The 18,024-nt window shown below is 63.5% G+C and carries 21 protein-coding genes; 14 read left to right on the forward strand and 7 right to left on the reverse strand.

The window, feature by feature from the left end; translation table 11 throughout:
- Window position 1: 1 nt before the first annotated feature.
- A complete protein-coding gene (gene dapF, locus ACZXDY_RS15285) occupies window positions 2-880 on the reverse strand; it encodes a diaminopimelate epimerase (RefSeq protein ID WP_028166218.1) in 879 nt (292 codons plus the stop codon).
- Between the two features lie 304 nt (window positions 881-1,184).
- On the opposite strand from dapF, the gene ACZXDY_RS15290 reads away from it, so the two are divergent.
- Both ACZXDY_RS15290 and ACZXDY_RS15295 read left to right on the forward strand, forming a co-directional pair.
- Complete coding sequence (locus ACZXDY_RS15290; protein WP_464346050.1) at window positions 1,185-1,898, forward strand: GyrI-like domain-containing protein; 714 nt, start codon at window positions 1,185-1,187, stop codon at window positions 1,896-1,898.
- A gap of 20 nt (window positions 1,899-1,918) precedes the next feature.
- Window positions 1,919-2,614: an SIMPL domain-containing protein gene (locus ACZXDY_RS15295; protein WP_028166216.1), complete on the forward strand. Its 696-nt coding sequence runs from the start codon at window positions 1,919-1,921 to the stop codon at window positions 2,612-2,614.
- Between the two features lie 48 nt (window positions 2,615-2,662).
- On the opposite strand, the gene ACZXDY_RS15300 is transcribed toward ACZXDY_RS15295, so the two are convergent.
- The gene (locus ACZXDY_RS15300) at window positions 2,663-3,727 is read right to left on the reverse strand and encodes an MBL fold metallo-hydrolase (protein ID WP_028166215.1); all 1,065 of its coding nucleotides are present in this window, start codon (window positions 3,725-3,727) and stop codon (window positions 2,663-2,665) included.
- A gap of 467 nt (window positions 3,728-4,194) precedes the next feature.
- On the opposite strand from ACZXDY_RS15300, the gene ffh reads away from it, so the two are divergent.
- The 7 genes from ffh to ACZXDY_RS15335 all read left to right on the forward strand — a co-directional run bounded on the left by ffh (window position 4,195) and on the right by ACZXDY_RS15335 (window position 10,288).
- On the forward strand, window positions 4,195-5,742 hold the full coding sequence (ffh, locus tag ACZXDY_RS15305; RefSeq protein ID WP_464346051.1) for a signal recognition particle protein: 1,548 nt from the start codon (window positions 4,195-4,197) through the stop codon (window positions 5,740-5,742).
- A gap of 108 nt (window positions 5,743-5,850) precedes the next feature.
- On the forward strand, window positions 5,851-6,183 hold the full coding sequence (gene rpsP / locus ACZXDY_RS15310) for a 30S ribosomal protein S16 (protein WP_130229090.1): 333 nt from the start codon (window positions 5,851-5,853) through the stop codon (window positions 6,181-6,183).
- Between the two features lie 18 nt (window positions 6,184-6,201).
- Window positions 6,202-6,747, forward strand: coding sequence for a ribosome maturation factor RimM (gene rimM / locus ACZXDY_RS15315; protein ID WP_464346052.1), 546 nt, complete (start codon window positions 6,202-6,204; stop codon window positions 6,745-6,747).
- A 151-nt stretch (window positions 6,748-6,898) separates the two neighbouring features.
- Entirely contained in the window at window positions 6,899-7,621 is a 723-nt protein-coding gene (gene trmD / locus ACZXDY_RS15320; RefSeq protein WP_464346053.1) for a tRNA (guanosine(37)-N1)-methyltransferase TrmD, read from the forward strand.
- Between the two features lie 107 nt (window positions 7,622-7,728).
- On the forward strand, window positions 7,729-8,118 hold the full coding sequence (gene rplS / locus ACZXDY_RS15325) for a 50S ribosomal protein L19 (RefSeq protein WP_028166210.1): 390 nt from the start codon (window positions 7,729-7,731) through the stop codon (window positions 8,116-8,118).
- Between the two features lie 455 nt (window positions 8,119-8,573).
- Window positions 8,574-9,980, forward strand: a complete 1,407-nt coding sequence (gene leuC, locus ACZXDY_RS15330) for a 3-isopropylmalate dehydratase large subunit (protein WP_464346054.1) — start codon at window positions 8,574-8,576, stop codon at window positions 9,978-9,980.
- Between the two features lie 98 nt (window positions 9,981-10,078).
- Window positions 10,079-10,288 (forward strand): hypothetical protein, encoded by a 210-nt coding sequence (locus ACZXDY_RS15335; protein ID WP_028166208.1) that lies wholly within the window; start codon window positions 10,079-10,081, stop codon window positions 10,286-10,288.
- A gap of 239 nt (window positions 10,289-10,527) precedes the next feature.
- On the opposite strand, the gene ACZXDY_RS15340 is transcribed toward ACZXDY_RS15335, so the two are convergent.
- Window positions 10,528-10,842, reverse strand: a complete 315-nt coding sequence (locus tag ACZXDY_RS15340) for a hypothetical protein (RefSeq protein ID WP_130229086.1) — start codon at window positions 10,840-10,842, stop codon at window positions 10,528-10,530.
- 672 nt (window positions 10,843-11,514) lie between these two features.
- On the reverse strand, window positions 11,515-11,841 hold the full coding sequence (locus tag ACZXDY_RS15345; protein ID WP_028165132.1) for a hypothetical protein: 327 nt from the start codon (window positions 11,839-11,841) through the stop codon (window positions 11,515-11,517).
- A 103-nt stretch (window positions 11,842-11,944) separates the two neighbouring features.
- Between ACZXDY_RS15345 and ACZXDY_RS15350 the strand changes: the two genes are divergently transcribed.
- The 3 genes from ACZXDY_RS15350 (at window position 11,945) to ACZXDY_RS15360 (ending at window position 13,853) form a co-directional block, all read left to right on the forward strand.
- The gene (locus ACZXDY_RS15350) at window positions 11,945-12,343 is read left to right on the forward strand and encodes a metallopeptidase family protein (protein ID WP_028165133.1); all 399 of its coding nucleotides are present in this window, start codon (window positions 11,945-11,947) and stop codon (window positions 12,341-12,343) included.
- An 81-nt stretch (window positions 12,344-12,424) separates the two neighbouring features.
- Window positions 12,425-13,030, forward strand: coding sequence for a 3-isopropylmalate dehydratase small subunit (gene leuD, locus ACZXDY_RS15355; protein WP_208829809.1), 606 nt, complete (start codon window positions 12,425-12,427; stop codon window positions 13,028-13,030).
- A 37-nt stretch (window positions 13,031-13,067) separates the two neighbouring features.
- Window positions 13,068-13,853, forward strand: a complete 786-nt coding sequence (locus ACZXDY_RS15360) for a glycosyltransferase family 32 protein (protein ID WP_464346055.1) — start codon at window positions 13,068-13,070, stop codon at window positions 13,851-13,853.
- A 9-nt stretch (window positions 13,854-13,862) separates the two neighbouring features.
- On the opposite strand, the gene ACZXDY_RS15365 is transcribed toward ACZXDY_RS15360, so the two are convergent.
- Window positions 13,863-14,741, reverse strand: coding sequence for an HpcH/HpaI aldolase/citrate lyase family protein (locus ACZXDY_RS15365; protein ID WP_456645296.1), 879 nt, complete (start codon window positions 14,739-14,741; stop codon window positions 13,863-13,865).
- 95 nt (window positions 14,742-14,836) lie between these two features.
- On the opposite strand from ACZXDY_RS15365, the gene ACZXDY_RS15370 reads away from it, so the two are divergent.
- Window positions 14,837-15,487: a carbonic anhydrase gene (locus ACZXDY_RS15370; protein WP_028165137.1), complete on the forward strand. Its 651-nt coding sequence runs from the start codon at window positions 14,837-14,839 to the stop codon at window positions 15,485-15,487.
- Between the two features lie 44 nt (window positions 15,488-15,531).
- Here the strand turns inward: ACZXDY_RS15370 and ACZXDY_RS15375 are convergent, their stop codons facing one another.
- Together ACZXDY_RS15375 and ACZXDY_RS15380 are read right to left on the reverse strand one after the other, a co-directional pair.
- Window positions 15,532-16,083, reverse strand: a complete 552-nt coding sequence (locus tag ACZXDY_RS15375; RefSeq protein ID WP_028165138.1) for a TIGR00645 family protein — start codon at window positions 16,081-16,083, stop codon at window positions 15,532-15,534.
- Window positions 16,084-16,123: 40 nt separating this feature from the next.
- Window positions 16,124-17,158 carry an aspartate-semialdehyde dehydrogenase gene (locus ACZXDY_RS15380; RefSeq protein ID WP_028165139.1) on the reverse strand — a complete coding sequence of 345 codons (1,035 nt, stop codon included), beginning with the start codon at window positions 17,156-17,158 and terminating at the stop codon, window positions 16,124-16,126.
- A gap of 363 nt (window positions 17,159-17,521) precedes the next feature.
- Here ACZXDY_RS15380 and ACZXDY_RS15385 point away from each other — a divergent pair, with 363 nt between their 5' ends.
- On the forward strand, window positions 17,522-17,917 hold the full coding sequence (locus tag ACZXDY_RS15385; protein ID WP_208829815.1) for a hypothetical protein: 396 nt from the start codon (window positions 17,522-17,524) through the stop codon (window positions 17,915-17,917).
- Window positions 17,918-18,024: the final 107 nt, after the last annotated feature.

Raw genomic sequence — 18,024 nt, forward strand, 5'->3', positions numbered from 1 at the left:
CTCAGGTGACGCTGGCGCTGGCGAACAGCGCAGGATCGAAGCGGCCTTCATATTCGAAGGTCGCCGTCCCCGTCATCAGCACGTGGTCGTCGCGCTCGCGCCATTCGATATTGAGCTTGCCTCCGGGCAGCGTGATCTCGACGGTACGACTGGCGCGCTTCAGCCGCGCCGCCGCCACCGCGGTCGCGCAGGCGGCCGAGCCGCACGCCTTGGTCAGGCCCGCCCCGCGTTCCCAGGTCCGGATCGTGATGTGGTCGGCATCGACGATATGGGCGAGCGTGATGTTGGCGCGCTCCGGAAAGATCGGATGATTTTCCAGAAGCGGCCCGAAGCGGGAAAGGTCATAGGCGTTGACGTCTTCCACCCAGAAGATCGCGTGCGGATTGCCCATGCTGACGACCGAGGGCGAATGCAGGATCGGCGCATCGATCGGTCCGATCTGCAATTCGATATAACGGGTGTCGCGAAACTCCTCGGCCAGCGGAATGTCCTGCCAGCCGAATTTCGGCGTGCCCATGTCGACGGTGTAGAGATCGGGCGCCGGGCCCTGCCAGCAATTGAGCAGCCCCGCCCGGGTCTCGAAGGTGGCGGCGGTCTGCCCGGTCTTCTCGAACACACGGCGCACCACGCAGCGCATGCCATTGCCGCAGGCGCCGGCTTCCGAGCCATCATTGTTGTAGATCTTGATAAAGGCTTCCGTCCCCTGCAGCCGCGGCGGCTGCAGCACCATGAGCTGGTCGTAGGGCACGCCGGCCGCACCGGCCACCGCGCGGGCGTCCTCCGGCGCTACCTGAGCCTTCGAATCACGCATGTCGACCACGACGATCTCGTTGCCGATACCGTTCATCTTGGCGAATGCGTGGTTGGCGAGCGCGCTCATGGAATTTCCCAATTTATGCCTGCCTTATATGGCGAATGACGCCGAATTGGCCAGAGCATGGTCCGGACCCGGAAGGTGGCGCCCCGTGCAAAGCGGCGTCCATTTCCGAAAAAGATCCCGCTCAGACAGAAAGATGCAGCGGAATGATGTCGCGAAACGACGCTATTCATTCCGCACCCGCGGCCGCCCATGGCACAAGTGTCATGGGACGAAAGCGGAACTTGCGTGTTAGGACTATCGCGCCTTGCGGACGTCAGCCGGGACAAAAAGGCGGCCGCTCGGGATGGGGATGGAGAATATCAAGATGATTCGATTCAATGGTTTCCGCGGCGCATTGGTCGCATTGGTCCCGATAATCGCTATTGCCTGGGGCAGCGTGGCGCTGGCGCAAGCGCCGGCTCCAGCCGCCTCGCCTTCGCCGGCGCCTTCGGCCGCGCCGGTGTCGCCTGCGCCCGCCCCCACTCCCGCGCCGCCGCCGGCCGAGACCAAATCGCCGGCCGACGCCCCTTCAACTGCCCAGAGTCCGACGCCCCCGGCCTCCGCGCCGGTGCAGACGGCCGACCCCTTCGGCGAGGAGTTCACGCTGGAGCCGAAGAAGGTTGTCATGGTGAAGGGCAACGCCAACTGGGACTCGGCGTTCGACTCCCTGACCGATTCGCTGAAGGCGCTGACGGCGCTGCTTGAGAAGCAGAACATCAAGCCGACAGGCAATGCGATGATCGTCTACACCTCGACCGACGACACCGGCTTCACCTTCATCGCAGAAATCCCTGTCGACCAGGAGGTGAAGAACCTCGGCAAGAACATGAGCATGGGCAACTCGCCTGACGGCAAAGCCTTGAAGTTCGTCCACCGCGGCTCCTACGACAATATGGACAACACCTACGAGGCGATCACCAATCACCTCGACGACAAGAAACTCGAAGCAAAAGACACCTTTATCGAGGAATACACCACCGATCCGCTGAAGACGGCGGAAGACAAGCTGGTGATCAACGTCTACGTCCCCCTGAAGTGAACTGAAGTGAAGTGAAGCGAATGAAACAGCTCGTTGCCCTCGCGGCGCTGGCGCTGGCGGCATCGCCTGCCCTGGCGCAGACGGTCCCGCCTCCTGCGATTTCCGTCAACGGCGAAGCCACTATCTCGGCAGCGCCCGACCAGGCCGAGATCGACGCCGGCGTAACCTCGGAAGCCAAGACCGCGCGCGAGGCGTCCGACATCAACAACGCCGCAATGGGCAAGGTGCTGCTGGCACTGAAAGGCGCCGGCATCGATGAGAAGGACTACCAGACCTCGCGATTGTCGCTGCAGCCGCAATATCCCACGACCCAAAGCCGGCCGGGGCCGGCAACGATTTCCGGCTATCGCGCCACCAATCGCGTGATCATCAAGGTGCGCGACATCACCAAGATCGCGGGCCTGATCGATGTCCTGGTTGGCGCCGGCGCCAATGAGATCGGCGGTATCGGCTTCTTGGTCTCGCAGGCGTCAAAACTGCTCGATGACGCACGCGAAAAGGCCGTCGCCGACGCGCGTCGCAAGGCGGAAATCTACGCCAGGGCGGCCGGCGTCACGCTTGGCGATGCACTCAGCGTCACGGAAGGCGGACCGCCGACGCCCCTCTTCCGCGGCAAGATGGCCGCGCCAATGGCGGCATCAGCTCCCGTCGCGCCGGGCGAGGAGACGCTGTCGGTCTCAGTGAACGTGTCCTGGGCGATCAAGCCGAAGCAATGAGCAAGCCGAACAGATGAGGCTGTCGTCCCGGGCTCGGCCGGGACGACGTTAGATCTCGAACACCTGTCCCGGCTTCAGCACCGCGAATTTATCGCGCGGCACTTCCGCCTGGTCCAGCGCCTCGCCAAGCGCGATCACCGGCGCATCGATGGCCTCATCGGTGAGCTGGAAGGTGCCATGGTGATGCGCCAGGGCCTGCGCGGCGCCGCAATCGGCCAGCGCCTTCACCGCATCTTCCGGATTCATGTGCTGGTCGCGCATGAACCAGCGCGGCTCATAGGCGCCGATCGGCAGGATCGCGAGGCGCAGCGGGCCGTGCGCCTCGGCGACACGGCGAAAATGGCCGCCATCGCCATAGCCGGAATCGCAGACGATGTAGAGTTTGCCGACCGGCGTCTCCAGCACGAAGCTCGCCCACAGCGCCTTGTTGCGGTCGAGCAGCCCGCGCGCCGACCAGTGCCGGGTCGGCACCAGCGTCACGGCGAGGCCGTTGCCAAGCTCGACACGATCCTGCCAGTCGAACGCTTCGGCTTTGATCGCGCGATCCGCCTCGCGCATGGTGACGTCGTTGCCGAGCGGCGTGATCACGCGCGGCGAGAACTTCGCCGCCAGCTTCGACAGCGTCGCGATATCGAGATGATCGTAATGGCCGTGAGATACCAGCACGACATCGATCTCGGGCAGTGCCTCGAAAGCGATGCCGGGATCATTCCGCCGCTTCGGCCCCGCCCAGGAGAACGGCGAGGCCCGCATCGACCACACCGGGTCGACCAATATATTGAGACCGGCGGCCTGGATCAGCCAGCTCACATGGCCGACAAAGGACAGCCGCACCTTGTCGCCCTCGACCCGCGGCGGCGGCGTATCGGCGTGAGGACTTGGCACCCAGTCCGGCCAGGTCACGCGCTTCCGCTCGCCGTCGAACTGCCAGCGCAGCACCTCAGCCAGTTTCTTGGGCGGCGCGCCGTGAGGATCGAAGAAGCGCAAGCCATCGAAATGATCGGAGACGGGGCCGTCATAGGTCTTCATGCGGTCAATCCAAGCAGACGGCACGCCCACTACGGCGGCAGTACCGGCGAGCAGTCCAAAAATGCGGCGACGGGTGATGGGCACGGGCCTGTATCACGGGTAGTGACGTGGGAATTTATATGGCGGTGAGTACATAAATTGGAACCGATGACCGAAACATAAGTACTTTCATGTCTTTACGGGTTCAATTCGGATCACCTCACCCGACTTTTCCTTGACTTTCGGCCTCGGTGGGGGTTTAACGCCGCCACTTTCTCGGAAAGATCGTTCTTTTCGACCCGCCGACCGGCCCCTCGAGACCGGAGGCCAACGCCCGACAGCGCTGTGCGCCCTCGGGCGCGAAAGTGTTTGGAAGACCGTCTTTTGGCAGATCGTCTTGGCGTTCTGCGTCGGGACACCTAGGTGGTCATCACCCGCGAAGGCGGGTGATGCAGTAGCCGGCCGCGTTCGTTTTGATGCGAGGTCCCGGCGTACTGGATACCCCGCCTTCGCGGGGTATGACGGACTAAAGAGTCTAAGGCAGCGCCTGTAACAGGCAAAGGACAACGGCATTGTTCGACAATCTGTCGGAAAAGCTTGGTGGCATCCTTGATCGGCTGACAGGGCGCGGTGCGCTCACCGAAAAGGATGTCGACGCCGCGATGCGCGAAGTGCGCCGCGCGCTGCTCGAGGCCGACGTCGCGCTCGAGGTTGTCAGGAGTTTCACCGAGCGCGTGCGCGAGCAGGCGGTCGGCGCCACCGTCGTCAAGTCGGTCACGCCAGGCCAGATGGTGGTCAAGATCGTCCATGACGAGCTGGTCGCCACGCTCGGTTCCGACGGCCAGACCATCGACCTCAACACGGTGCCGCCGGTTCCGATCATGATGGTCGGCCTGCAGGGTTCCGGTAAGACGACCACCACTGCAAAGCTCGCCCGCCGCATGGTCCAGCGCGACAAGCGCAAGGTGCTGATGGCTTCGCTCGACGTCTATCGTCCGGCGGCGATGGAGCAATTGGCCGTGCTCGGCCGCGACCTCGACATCCCGACGCTGCCGATCGTCGCCGGCCAGAAGCCGCCGCAGATCGCGCGGCGTGCGATCGAGGCCGGCAAGCTCGGCGGCTATGACGTCGTGCTGCTCGACACCGCCGGCCGCACCACGCTCGACGAAGAGATGATGCAAGAGGCGGCCGAGATCAAAGCCGCCACCAATCCGCATGAAGTGCTCCTGGTCGCGGACTCCCTGACCGGCCAGGACGCGGTCAATCTCGCGCGCTCGTTCGACCAGCGCGTCGGGCTGACCGGCATCGTGCTGACGCGGGTCGACGGCGATGGCCGCGGCGGCGCCGCACTGTCGATGCGCGCGGTGACCGGCAAGCCGATCAAGCTGATCGGCACCGGCGAAAAGACCGATGCGCTGGAAGACTTCCATCCGAGCCGCATCGCCGGCCGCATCCTCGGCATGGGCGACGTGGTGTCGCTGGTCGAGCGTGCCGCCGCCAACATCGATGCCGAGAAGGCCGCGCGCACCGCCGAGCGGATGCGCAAGGGCCAGTTCGACCTCAACGACATGCGCGAGCAGCTCATGCAGATGGCGAACATGGGCGGCATCAGCGGCCTGATGGGCATGATGCCCGGCATTGCGAAGATGAAGAACCAGATCGCCGCCGCCGGGATCGACGACAAGATCCTGAAGCGCCAGGTCGCGATCATCGATTCGATGACGCGGCAGGAGCGCAAGAACCCGGACATCCTCAAGGCCAGCCGCAAGAAGCGCATCGCCGCGGGCGCAGGGCAGAACGTCGAGCAGGTCAACAAGCTGCTCAAGATGCACCGGAACATGTCCGACATGATGAAGGCCATGGGTTCGGGCAAACGCGGCCCGCTCGCCGGCATCGCGCAGGCGATGGGTTTTGGCGGCGGCATGAAGCCACCTTCGCCGGAAGAGATGAAGGCGTTGGCCGAGAAGATGCAGGGCGCGCCCGGTGGCGGCCTGCCAAACCTGCCGAAGGAACTCCCCGTCGGGCTGCGCCAGGGCCTGCCGAACGTGCCAGGGCTCACCGGCCTCAGCGGCAAGCCGACACTGCCGGGCCTCGGCGGCTTTCCGGGGAAGAAGAAATAATGAGCAATCTTTCTCCGTTCGTCATTCCAGGGCGCCGCGCGGCGGCGAACCCGGAATGACGGGCTAATTCATCAACATCCAAATCAAACCATTCATCAGGAGAACTAAATGTCTGTCGTTATCCGTCTTGCGCGCGCCGGCACCAAGAAGCGTCCGGTCTATCACGTCGTCGTCGCCGACTCGCGCTTTCCGCGCGACGGCCGCTTCATCGAGCGGCTCGGCCACTTCAATCCGCTGCTGCCGAAGGACAGCGAGGCGCGCCTGAAGCTCGACATGGACAAGGTGAAGGCCTGGCTCGCCAAGGGCGCGCAGCCGTCGGACCGCGTCACCCGCTTCCTCGATGCGGCCGGCGTCGTGAAGCGCGCGCCGCGCAACAACCCGGAAAAGGCCGTGCCGCGCAAGGAGCGGAAGGCCCAGGCCGAAGCCGCCGCGAAGGCGTAAGCTTTTCGGCGCACCACGGTGTCCACACCGGTTTGCGTCGCTCGGATCGGCGCTGCGCATGGCGTGCGCGGCGCCGTTAAGCTTTGGACCTTCACCGAAGACCCGCTGGCCGTGAAGCATTACGGCCCGCTGACGACCAAGGACGGCACTCGCCAGTTCGAGGTCGCGCATGTCCGCGAGGCGAAGGATCATCTGGTCGCGACGTTCAAGGACGTATCTACGCGCGAAGAGGCCGAGCGGCTGAACGGGCTCGAGCTCTACGTTCCGCGCGAACGATTGCCCGAAACGGACGACGACGAATACTACCACGCCGACCTGATCGGCCTTGCCGCTGTCACGACCGCCGACCAGCCGCTTGGCAAGGTCGTTGCGATCCATAATTTCGGCGCCGGCGACATCATCGAGATCGCCCCACCGCAGGGCGCGACAATGCTGCTGCCATTCACCAATGCGGTCGTGCCGACTGTCGACCTCGCTGGCGGACGGGTGATCGTCGAATTGCCTGAAGAGATTGAGGGCGAAGATTCATCCCAAGGTCGTCCCCGCGAAGGCGGGGACCCATAACCACGGCTGTCCGTCGTTGCGTTCGCTGGTGCTCCCGCTAAGCACACCATAGGTTTCTGTGGTTATGGGTCCCGGCCTTCGCCGGGACGACGAATGACCTCCACCAGGTCAAGATCTCGACCTCACGGCTGCGGCACCCGAACGGAACCCGATGACCGATCTGACCATATGGCGCTCCACCGTCCTGACCCTGTTCCCGGAGATGTTTCCCGGGCCGCTCGGCGTCAGCCTTGCCGGCAGGGCACTCGCCTCCGGGCTATGGGCTCTGGAAACGCGGGACATCAGGGATTCTGCGATCGACAGGCACCGCAGCGTGGACGACACCCCCGCCGGCGGCGGGCCGGGCATGGTGCTCCGTGCCGACATCCTGGCCGCCGCCATCGATGCCACCGAGATCGCGCCGAACCGGCCACGGCTCTTAATGAGCCCGCGCGGTCGGCCACTGACCCAGTCCCTGGTTGCGGAACTCGCGTCCGGCCCAGGTCCCCTCATCGTCTGCGGCCGTTTCGAGGGAGTCGATGAGCGGGTAATCGAGGCGCGCGGGCTCCAGGAGGTCTCGATCGGGGATTATGTGCTCTCGGGCGGAGAAATCGCCGCCATGGCCCTGATCGACGCCTGCGTGCGGCTGTTGCCGGGGGTGATGGGCAAACAGGCCTCCGGGGAAGACGAAAGCTTCTCCGAAGGACTACTGGAATACCCTCAATTTACCCGCCCGCAGGAGTTCGAGGGCCGGCCGATCCCGGAAATCCTCACGTCGGGCGATCATGCCAAGGTTGCAGCTTGGCGGCAGGCCCAATCCGAGGCTCTGACCCAGGCCAGGCGGCCGGACTTGTGGGCCGCGCGGCACGGCACAAAAAACACGACAGACGGGTGACAAAGCCTCCGCTTTGCCTTATACGAGCGCCCAAATCCGCAATCAGGATAGACCGAATTCTTGCGCAGCCCGCGTCGGTGCTGGGCGCGCCTCCGATGGAGATTTCAATGAACCTCATCCAGCAGCTCGAAAAAGAGCAGTACGACAAGCTCGCTGCGACCAAGCAGATCCCGGAATTCGCGCCCGGCGACACCGTGATCGTCAACGTCAAGGTGGTCGAAGGCGACCGCACCCGCGTGCAGGCCTATGAAGGCGTTTGCATCGGCCGTTCGGGCTCCGGCCTCAACGAGAGCTTCACGGTGCGCAAGATCTCCTATGGCGAGGGCGTGGAGCGCGTCTTCCCGGTAATGTCGCCGATGATCGACTCGATCAAGGTGGTGCGCCGCGGCAAGGTGCGTCGCGCCAAGCTTTATTATCTGCGCGGCCTGCGCGGCAAATCGGCCCGCATCGTCGAGAAGCAGGACAAGCAGGATCGCGCCGCCGCGGTCAACGAGTAATTCGATCCGACCAACTCGGATGCGACCAAGAGCGCGGGGCCGGTCCCCGCGCTTTTTTTGTTACCGCCGTCACAGCGGATGCTGGCGTCACCCCTCATCCTGAGGAGCGCGGAACGCGCGTCTCGAAGGATGAAGCCCCGCCGGTGGCGCGTTCCTCAGGGTGAAGGTCACGTACTCGCGCATATGGCGCATCCTGACGCGCGTTGAAAGCACTCGCGATTCCGGATTGGCCTGCTATATATTTGTAGAATGGTTCCAGATCAGACCAGCATCGAGCCCATCAAGCGCGTCGTGATCGACGATCGCTCGCGGCTGCCTGGCCGGTTCTTCGGGCGCTTTGCGACCTCGGCGACGTCGGAGCTTACGCGCGCAGCTTGATGCTGCGCCGTCCCTTCGTTTGCCCCGGCGCTTAACCGCGCCGATCCGCTATCACAACATCGCTGGAGCTGATGCTCATGTCCAAACCGACCACCCTGTATGACAAGATCTGGAACGACCATCTGGTGCACGAAGCCGAAGACGGCACCTGCCTGATCTATATCGACCGCCATCTGGTGCACGAAGTCACCTCGCCGCAGGCGTTCGAAGGCCTGCGCACCGCTGGCCGCAAGGTCCACGCGCCGCAAAAGACGCTGGCCGTCGTCGACCATAACGTGCCGACCACCGACCGCACCAAGCCAAACCCCGACCCTGAAAGCATCGAGCAGATCAAGGCGCTGGCCGAGAACGCCAAGGAATTCGGCATCGAATATTACAACGAGTTCGACAAGCGCCAGGGCATCGTCCACGTCATCGGCCCCGAGCAGGGCTTCACGCTGCCCGGCACCACCATCGTCTGCGGTGACAGCCACACCTCGACGCATGGCGCGTTCGGCGCACTCGCGCACGGCATCGGCACGTCCGAAGTCGAGCATGTGCTCGCGACGCAGACGCTGATCCAGAAGAAAGCCAAGAACATGCGCGTCACCGTCGACGGCAAATTGCCCGAAGGCGTGACCGGCAAGGACATCATCCTCGCCATCATCGGCGAGATCGGCACCGCCGGCGGCACCGGCTACGTGCTGGAATATGCCGGCGAGGCGATCCGCGCACTGTCGATGGAAGGCCGCATGACCGTCTGCAACATGTCGATCGAAGGCGGCGCGCGCGCCGGCCTGGTCGCGCCCGACGAGAAGGCGTTCGACTTCCTGCGCGGTCGTCCGAAGGCACCGAAGGCCGAGGCCTGGGATGCGGCGCTGCGCTATTGGGAGACGCTGCGTTCCGACGAGGGCGCGCATTTCGATCACGAACTCCGGCTGGACGCAGCGAAGCTGCCGCCGATCGTGACCTGGGGCACCTCGCCGGAGGATGTCATCTCGGTTACCGGTTTCGTGCCAGATCCCGACAAGATCGCGGACGAGGCCAAGCGTCTCTCCAAGCATCGCGCGCTGAAATATATGGGTCTGACAGCGGGCACGAAGATCACCGACATCAAGCTCGACCGCGTCTTCATCGGCTCCTGCACCAACGGCCGCATCGAGGATCTGCGCGCCGCGGCCAAGATCGCCGAAGGCAAGACGGTGAATGCCAACGTCAACGCGATGATCGTGCCGGGCTCCGGCATCGTGAAGGAGCAGGCGGAGGCGGAAGGTCTCGACAAGATCTTCATCAAGGCCGGCTTTGAGTGGCGCGAGCCGGGCTGCTCGATGTGCCTTGCCATGAACCCGGACAAGCTGAAGCCGGAAGAGCGCTGCGCCTCTACCTCGAACCGCAACTTCGAGGGACGACAGGGCTTCAAGGGCCGCACCCATCTGGTGTCGCCGGCAATGGCGGCCGCCGCGGCAATCGCCGGCCACTTCGTCGACGTGAGGGACTGGCGCTAGCCGCCTTCGTTCAACCTCGATCGATCCCGGAAACGCCTCGTTAAGCGACGAGGCGCAAACTTGCTCCTTGCGAATGCATCGTTTCGCAAGGAGCCGGCATGGCCGACAAGCGCGAATATGTCGATATGATCAGCGAGGCGACGCGCCAGAGCCGGCGCCGAACCATGCCGCGCGTGATCGATCCAATGCCGCAGGCGAAAGAGACCTCGCGCCTCAGCCACTGGCCGCCGGACCGCTGGGCGCAATGGCGGGTGGAGAATCTGACGCCGTGGAAGCTGAAGTCCTGGAAGTTCAGGGACTGGGACTGATGCACCGCACCAATTCGAGAGGTCGATTTCGCGACTGACTTGTCACGCCCGGGCTTGACCCCGGGCCTCCACATCTCCTGCGGTTCGCTGCTACGTGCCCAACGATGATTGCGCCGCGTCAGCGGCGTGTCGTCGCGCATGTTCGGCCGCCCCTGTCACGACGTCAGAGATAACGAAGTGAACACCCCATAATACGAAGCGTGCGACGCGGTCGCCTTCTGCTGGGAGGCTTTCCGTCTTCACCACCACCACGGGTCATGCCGGAAGCCGAATGCGTACGGGACCAGCCTGTCATATGGATATGGTCGGAAGTAGTAAGGCTCCGTGTAGGTGCGAACGTAAGGCTGATAGGGCCTGTAATAGAAGCCCGCATAGGACCGATCAACGTTTCGGTAGTATGGCCTGTAGCGGCGCGCGCTGAGATCCGTGGCTTTGCCTGTGTCGGCCGTTTCCGTGACGATCCGCTGCTGCGCTGCTGCCCTCGTCGTCAGCGACGGCGTTGATGCCAATGCCAATACACCTACGACGAGCGCGATACCGATCCAACTTTTCATGACAGAACTCCTTGAAGCAATCGGGCGGGCGATAAGGAAGCCATCATGCCGATTTCGCGGCCAAAATCAAAACAGGCCCGTTGCTAACGGGCCTGTGCGCTCTGCGTTGAATGCCGCGTGCCTGTTAGCGGCGCCAGTGGCGGCGAGGATGCGGGCGGTGCCAACGGTGATGGCGGCGGGGCTGCCAGCGCACTTCGGTCGTCCCCGACATCTGCTTCGGAGCATCCTGAACCGCCGCAGCAGCACCGGGGCTGTTCAGCGAGAGCGCGTGAGCATGCTCGCCCGGCACGGCAAGAGCAAGCAGTGAACCGGCGGCAACCGCCCCAGAAGTTTTGTCACTTTCATTTTTTGTTCTCCCGAACGTCCTCGGATATCACGTCTGCAACCATCGATTCGAATCGAGTGAGGCTGCCGCGACGCAGGTCGCAAGCAGAAGCGGACGACGTGAATGTGGAGGGAATGAATCTGCGCCGCGGACGTGAACGCAGGACTGCGCGTTTCAGTTCCCTGACAAAGTCAGGAATTCTGGCCGCCCGCGGTATTGGCGATTGGCGATGCGGCTAGAGCATGATCCGGAAAAGTGGAGACCGGTTTTCCGAAAAAGATCATGCTCAAACAAAGAGCTAGAGCGGGATGACGATTCGAAGAAAGTCATCACGCTCCAGCGGGAAGCTAACCGGGACGCCAGTAGCAGTGCATGCGCGGTGTGATCACGGTCCCGCTCGGCCGGTATTCCTGCACATAGTGGGCAGTGCAATCGCGCACGGCGTTCGGGCCCGGATTGTAGCGCGGAATGACATCCGGTTCCCAGTGATCCTGGCGGTAGATCGGAATCCGTCGCAGCGGCCGCCGACGTTGCGCGGAGGTCTCGGAGATGGTGGGCGTAGTCGCCTGCACAGCAGCCCTGGCCGATGGCGCCGTTTGCGCCTGCGCGCTCGCGACCGGCAGCGAGGCTCCCGCCAAAGCCGCCAGTAGCATTCCCATCACGATCCGCCGCATCACGCCCACCCAAAGTCCTGTTCGCGGGCCGTACGGTCTCCGATTGCCGCGACAAGGTCAACAGCGCTGGCGCCCTGTGCGAAACTCGCGCTAAACAGGCGCCATGTGGACCACAGCCAAAGCGCCGTCGCTCGCCGAAATGGAGGTCATGGCGCATGACGTTTTCGAGCGCCTGCCCCAGCGTTTTCGCAGCCTTTGCGAAGGCGTGATTATCCGCGTCGACGATTTCCCGACCGACGAAGTCATGGACGAGATGGGCTGCGAAAGCGAATTCGACCTGCTCGGCCTGTTCCAGGGCATAGGTCTGCCGCACCAGAGCCATGGCGACATCCCGCATTTGCCCAACATGATCTGGCTCTACCGCCGCCCGATCCTCGACTATTGGGCCGAGCACGAGGAGACGCTGGGCCACATCGTCCGCCACGTCCTCGTCCATGAGATCGGCCACCATTTCGGCCTTTCGGACGCCGATATGGAGGCGATCGAGGCTGCCGCAGGCTAGGATTGCGTAAATTGGCCTTTTTTCAGGGGGTTTTTCGAGATAGATAACCCCTATCCCACCTTGAACCGGGAAGTGCGATCGATGGAAAAATTTACCAAGCTGGAAGGCGTCGCGGCGCCATTGAAGATCATCAATGTCGACACCGACATGATCATCCCCAAGCAGTACCTGAAGACCATCAAGCGCACCGGCCTTGGCAAGGGGCTCTTCTCGGAGCAACGCTACAAGGACGATGGCAGCGAAAATCCCGACTTCGTGCTGAACAAGCCGGCCTATCGCAATGCCAAGGTCCTGGTCGCCGGCGACAATTTCGGCTGCGGCTCGAGCCGCGAGCACGCACCTTGGGCGCTGCTCGATTTCGGCATCCGCTGTGTGATCTCGACCTCGTTCGGCGACATCTTCTACAATAACTGCTTCAAGAACGGCATCCTGCCGATCCGCGTTGCCCAGGAAGACCTCGACAAGCTGTTCGACGACGCTGAGCGCGGCGCCAATGCGACGCTGACGATCGACTTGGCGAACCAGGAAATCCGCGGTCCCGACGGCGGCGCCGTGAAGTTCGAGATCGACCCGTTCCGCAAGCACTGCCTGATCAACGGTCTCGACGATATCGGGCTGACGATGGAGAAGAAGTCGTCGATCGACGACTACGAGGCGAAGGCCAGCCGCGAGCGCGCCTGGGCCTGATCTTTCCGCTCCGGATCATGCTCTAGAGGGACGGCGCATGCGTCCGGACGTCGTTAGCTTCTGGCACGGTCCGCTCGACCGGCTGCGGCTGACCTGCCTGCGTTCGCAGGTCGCCGCCGGCCACAAGGTCACCGTCTACAGTTTCGATCCGCTGCCCGGCCTGCCCGACGGCGTCGGCAATGCGGAGGCCGAGGCAATCCTGCCGCATGCGTTCTCCGAGAAACTGCGCCCGCCGGGGCCGGACGGGAACTGGCACGGCTGGACCATCCTGCAGTTCAGCGATTTCTTCCGCATGCGGCTGATGACTGAGCGCGCCGGCGTTTGGCTCGATGCCGATGTGCTGCTGCTGAAGCCGATCGAGATCGATCCGGCCAAGCCTTACTTTGCGTGGGAGCGGCCGCGCCAGCTCGGCAACTCCGTGCTTTATCTGCCACCGGACGATCCGATCGTGCGCGCCTTCGAAGGATTGATGAAGCAGGAGGAGCTGACGCCGGAGTGGCTCGCGCTTCGTCATCGCCTCGTCTTCGCGCTGCGACGCCTGCGCGGCGTTTCCGACCGTCTTTCCGACATCCGGATCTCGCTCTACGGCCCGCCGGCGCTCACCGCGCTCGCCCGCCGCGCAGGGGAGTTGCAATACGCCCTGCCGAAGCAGTCATTTTACGCCGTGCACGCCGAGCCGAAATTGTTCTTCGAACCGCGCGACTTCTCGAAACTGCTCGGCAACCCCGACGTCATCGGCCTGCACATCTCGCCGAAAGGCCGCGGCCGCGAGGCGCCGATCCCGGGCAGTCTCTACGCGTGGGCGGCGGAAAAATTTCGCTAACCCGTCGTCTCAACCCTTCATTGCCGCGATCGCATCTGCGATTGCGATCGTGCGGCGCGCCATCTCGGCGTGGAGTCGCTCCACCATGCGGCCGTCGATCTGGATCGCGCCGCGCGAGGCATTCTCCGGCTTGTCGAACGCGGCGAGGATCTTGCGGGCTTCCGCGACTTCTTCCGCCGGCGGGGTGAAGATCGCGTTGCAGGCTTCGATCTGGCCCGGATGGATCAGTGTCTTGCCGTCGAAACCGAGATCGCGCGCTTGTGCGCATTCGGCGGCAAAGCCATCGACATTGGCGAAATCGCTATAGGGACCGTCGAGGATCTCCAATCCGTGCGCGCGCGTCGCCAGGATGCAATGGGTGATCATCGGAATCATGATCGCACGGCCCGGCTGCATCTTGATCCGCGTCTCCCGCGAAATGTCGTTCGGGCCGAACACGAAACCCGCAAGCCGGGTCTCGGAATCCTTTGAGGCCGCGGCGAGTTCCTCGGCATGCAGCACCGCACGCGCGGTCTCGATCATGGCCCAGACCCGGATCGAGGCAGGCGCGTTGATGTCGCTCAGGCGGTCGGCAATCGCATTGAGGTCGTCGACGCTGGAGACCTTGGGAACCAGGATGCCGTCGGGCTGCGCCTTGCCGGCCATGCCGATGTCGTCGACCCACCACGGCGTGTCGAGGCCGTTGATCCGGACCAGCACCTCGCGCTTGCCGAAGCCCTTGGCCGCCACAGCCGCAGCAATCTGGTCCCGCGCCAGGCCCTTGGCGTCCGGCGCCACCGAATCCTCGAGGTCGAGGATGATACCGTCGGCCGGCAGGTTGCGCGCTTTCTCCAGCGCCCGCGCGTTGGATCCGGGCATAAACAACAGGCTGCGGCGCGGACGGGTCATGGTCGTTTCCTTTCGGTCGTTTCCATCCCGCCTATCATTTCGGCCATCGCTCCGAAAGCCTTGTTCCGGTCATCGGCTTGTGGTTAGGCAAGGGCATGGAGCTCTTCCCGAAAAATCTGCTCGACGGCTACCGGGCTTTCGCCACGCAACGGCTGCCCACGGAACAATCCCGCTACCGCGAATTGTCCGTGCGCGGCCAGTCACCCGAAGTGATGGTGATCGGCTGCTGCGATTCCCGCGTCTCGCCGGAAGTGATCTTCGACGCTGGGCCGGGTGAATTGTTCGTGGTGCGCAACGTCGCCAACCTGGTTCCGGTCTACCAGCCCGACAGCGGCGCCCACGGCGTCTCGGCGGCGCTGGAATATGCCGTCAGCGTGCTCAAGGTGAAGCACATCGTCGTGCTCGGCCATGCCCAATGCGGCGGCATCCGCGCCTTTATCGATAAAATCCAGCCGCTGTCGCCCGGCGACTTCATCGGCAAATGGATGCAGATGTTCATCAAGCCCGGCGAGATCGTCGAGCAGCGCGAGCATGAGACGATGCAGGATTTCACCATCCGGATCGAGAAAGCCGCGGTGTTCCGCTCGCTGGAGAACCTGATGACGTTCCCGTTCGTGCGCGAGCGGGTGCAGAAGGGCGAGACGAACCTGCACGGCGCCTATTTCGGCGTCGCCGAAGGCTCGCTGTTCGTGCTCGACCGGACGACGAAGGAATTCGTGAGTGCGCGAATGGCGGGTAGCGAGTAGTGTAATTCCACTCGCTATTCGCTACTCCCTATTCGCCAATCAACCTAATCCGCCCCGTGGCCGGCGCCCCAGCGGTCCGACAACGCCAGGATCAGGGTCGAGATCACGAACACCAGGTGGATGCCAACCAGCCATCCGAGCTTCTGCGCGTCGAAGATCGCATCAATGTTCAGGAAGGCCTTCAGCACCTGGATCGCCGAGATCGCCACGATCGAGGACAGCAGCTTCTGCTTCAGGCCGCCGAAATCGACCTTGGTCATCCATTCCGGCCAGTCCGGATGGCCGGCGGGATCGATCCGGGAAACGAAGTTCTCATAGCCCGAGAACACCACGATCAGGATCAGATTGCCGGTCAGCGACACGTCGATCAGACTGAGCACGCCAAGGATGATGTCGGATTCCTTGGCGTAGGGCACGTGCAGGATGAACTCCCACAGCAGTGCGACGAATTTGTAGAGCAGCACGGCGAGGCTGACGACGAGACCGAAATAGAACGGCGCCATCAGCCAGCGGCTGTTGAAGATCAGGCTTTCGAAGACGGTCTCAACGCGTTTCAGCCTGGGATCAGGTCGATAGGGAACCGGCTCGTCGGTCATCGATTCCGGCTCCCCGGTCATTCACGATTCACCGCTATTCTCAGGCCGCCTTCTTCTTGGCGATGAGCAACTTGCGGTTGATCAGGCATTCGGCGATCTGCACCGCATTCAGCGCGGCGCCCTTGCGCAGATTGTCCGACACGCACCACAGCACGAGCCCGTTCTCCACCGTCGCGTCCTCGCGGATGCGGCTGATATAGGTGGCGTCCTCGCCCGCCGCCTCATAGGGCGTGACGTAGCCGCCGGGCTCCTGCTTGTCGATGACGAGACAGCCCGGCGCATTGCGCAGGATGTTGCGCGCCTCATCCGCCGAGATCGGGTTCTCGAACTCGATGTTGACGGCTTCCGAATGGCCGACGAAGACCGGCACGCGCACGCAGGTCGCGGAGAGCTTGATCTTGGGATCAAGAATCTTCTTGGTCTCCGCCATCATCTTCCACTCTTCCTTGGTGTAGCCGTCCTCCATGAACACGTCGATGTGCGGGATGACGTTGAAGGCGATGCGCTTGGGGAATTTCTTGTTGATCAGCTCGTCATTGGTGTAGACGGCCTTGGTCTGTGAGAACAATTCGTCCATCGCGTCCTTGCCGGCGCCCGAGACCGATTGATAGGTCGAGACCACGACGCGCTTGATCGTCGCCTTGTCGTGCAGGGGCTTCAGCGCCACCACGAGCTGCGCGGTCGAGCAGTTCGGATTGGCGATGATGTTCTTCTTGGTGAAGCCCGCCGCCGCGTCCGCATTCACTTCCGGCACGATCAGCGGCACATCCGGATCCATGCGCCAGGCCGAGGAATTGTCGATCACGACCGCGCCGGCGGCTCCGATCTTCGGCGACCATTCCTTCGACACCGCCCCGCCCGCCGACATCAGGCAGATGTCGACATCGGAGAAGTCGTAGTGCTCGAGCGCTTTGACCTTCAGGGTCCGATCGCCATAGGAGACGTCGACGCCGACGCTGCGGCGCGAGGCCAGCGCGACCACCTCGTCAGCCGGGAATTTGCGCTCGTCCAGAATGCCGAGCATTTCCCGCCCGACATTACCGGTCGCACCCACCACCGCGACTTTGTAACCCATCGTTCATTCTCCGAGGAAAAATGCTCGCCCGCGCAGTCTGGCGGATCAGGAAGCGCAGCGCTTCTATGCGAGAAACGCCGTTAAGACAACGTTAGTCGTAGCGCTTTGCTGGTCCGGCCGCCTCGCGCCGTGACGCTATGTAATCACTCAGAGGCCGGCCGGCCATCGGTTGCGGCGCCTTCGATGATGGCGTTATCGCGGCAAGGCACTGGTTTTCATGAAACTTTTGCGCTTCCCGCGGCATTATTGCGCGCGGGTGTGGCGCATTTGACCTAGTTGCGACCGTTGCGCCAAGGCTACAATATGGCCAAATCAGATGGGCGATCTGCCAGCCCCGCGTGCGGGCACAGTGACGAGGATGAAATGACTGCCAAATTTCCTGCTGCGACCAAGCTCGCGGTATTTTTTGCCACCGCCGCGGCCGTGGCCGGTCTCCTCGCCAGCCCTGCCGATGCCCAGAGCCGGCGTCAGGACCAGCTCCGGTATGACCGCGACGGCCGGGTCACTTACGGAGGCCAGGGGCCCAACCGTTCCTACCAGCAGGGACCGCGCACCCGCGTCTTCGTGACCACCCGCTCCTGGCTCGATGCCGGCACCGAGGTGCTGCCGGGCGACCGCAAGTTCCAGGACTACGCCTTCCCGTCGCCGTTCGGGTACCCGGACTTCGCGCGGGAAAACCTCAATCGGCCGATCGATCGCCAGCCGCTTAACCCGCCGTCGGATCTGGGCGGCGAGCCGACCAGGTTCCCGCTGTATTGAGCTGACCCCACCTTGGTCGTCCCCGCGAAGGCGCTAGGGCATGCACAGATGTGGTGCGGTGCGGCGGATTGACTCGGGGCGGGTGTGAGGGATTCCAGAATCGGGAA

The organism is Bradyrhizobium sp. LeoB3 (assembly GCF_055456055.1).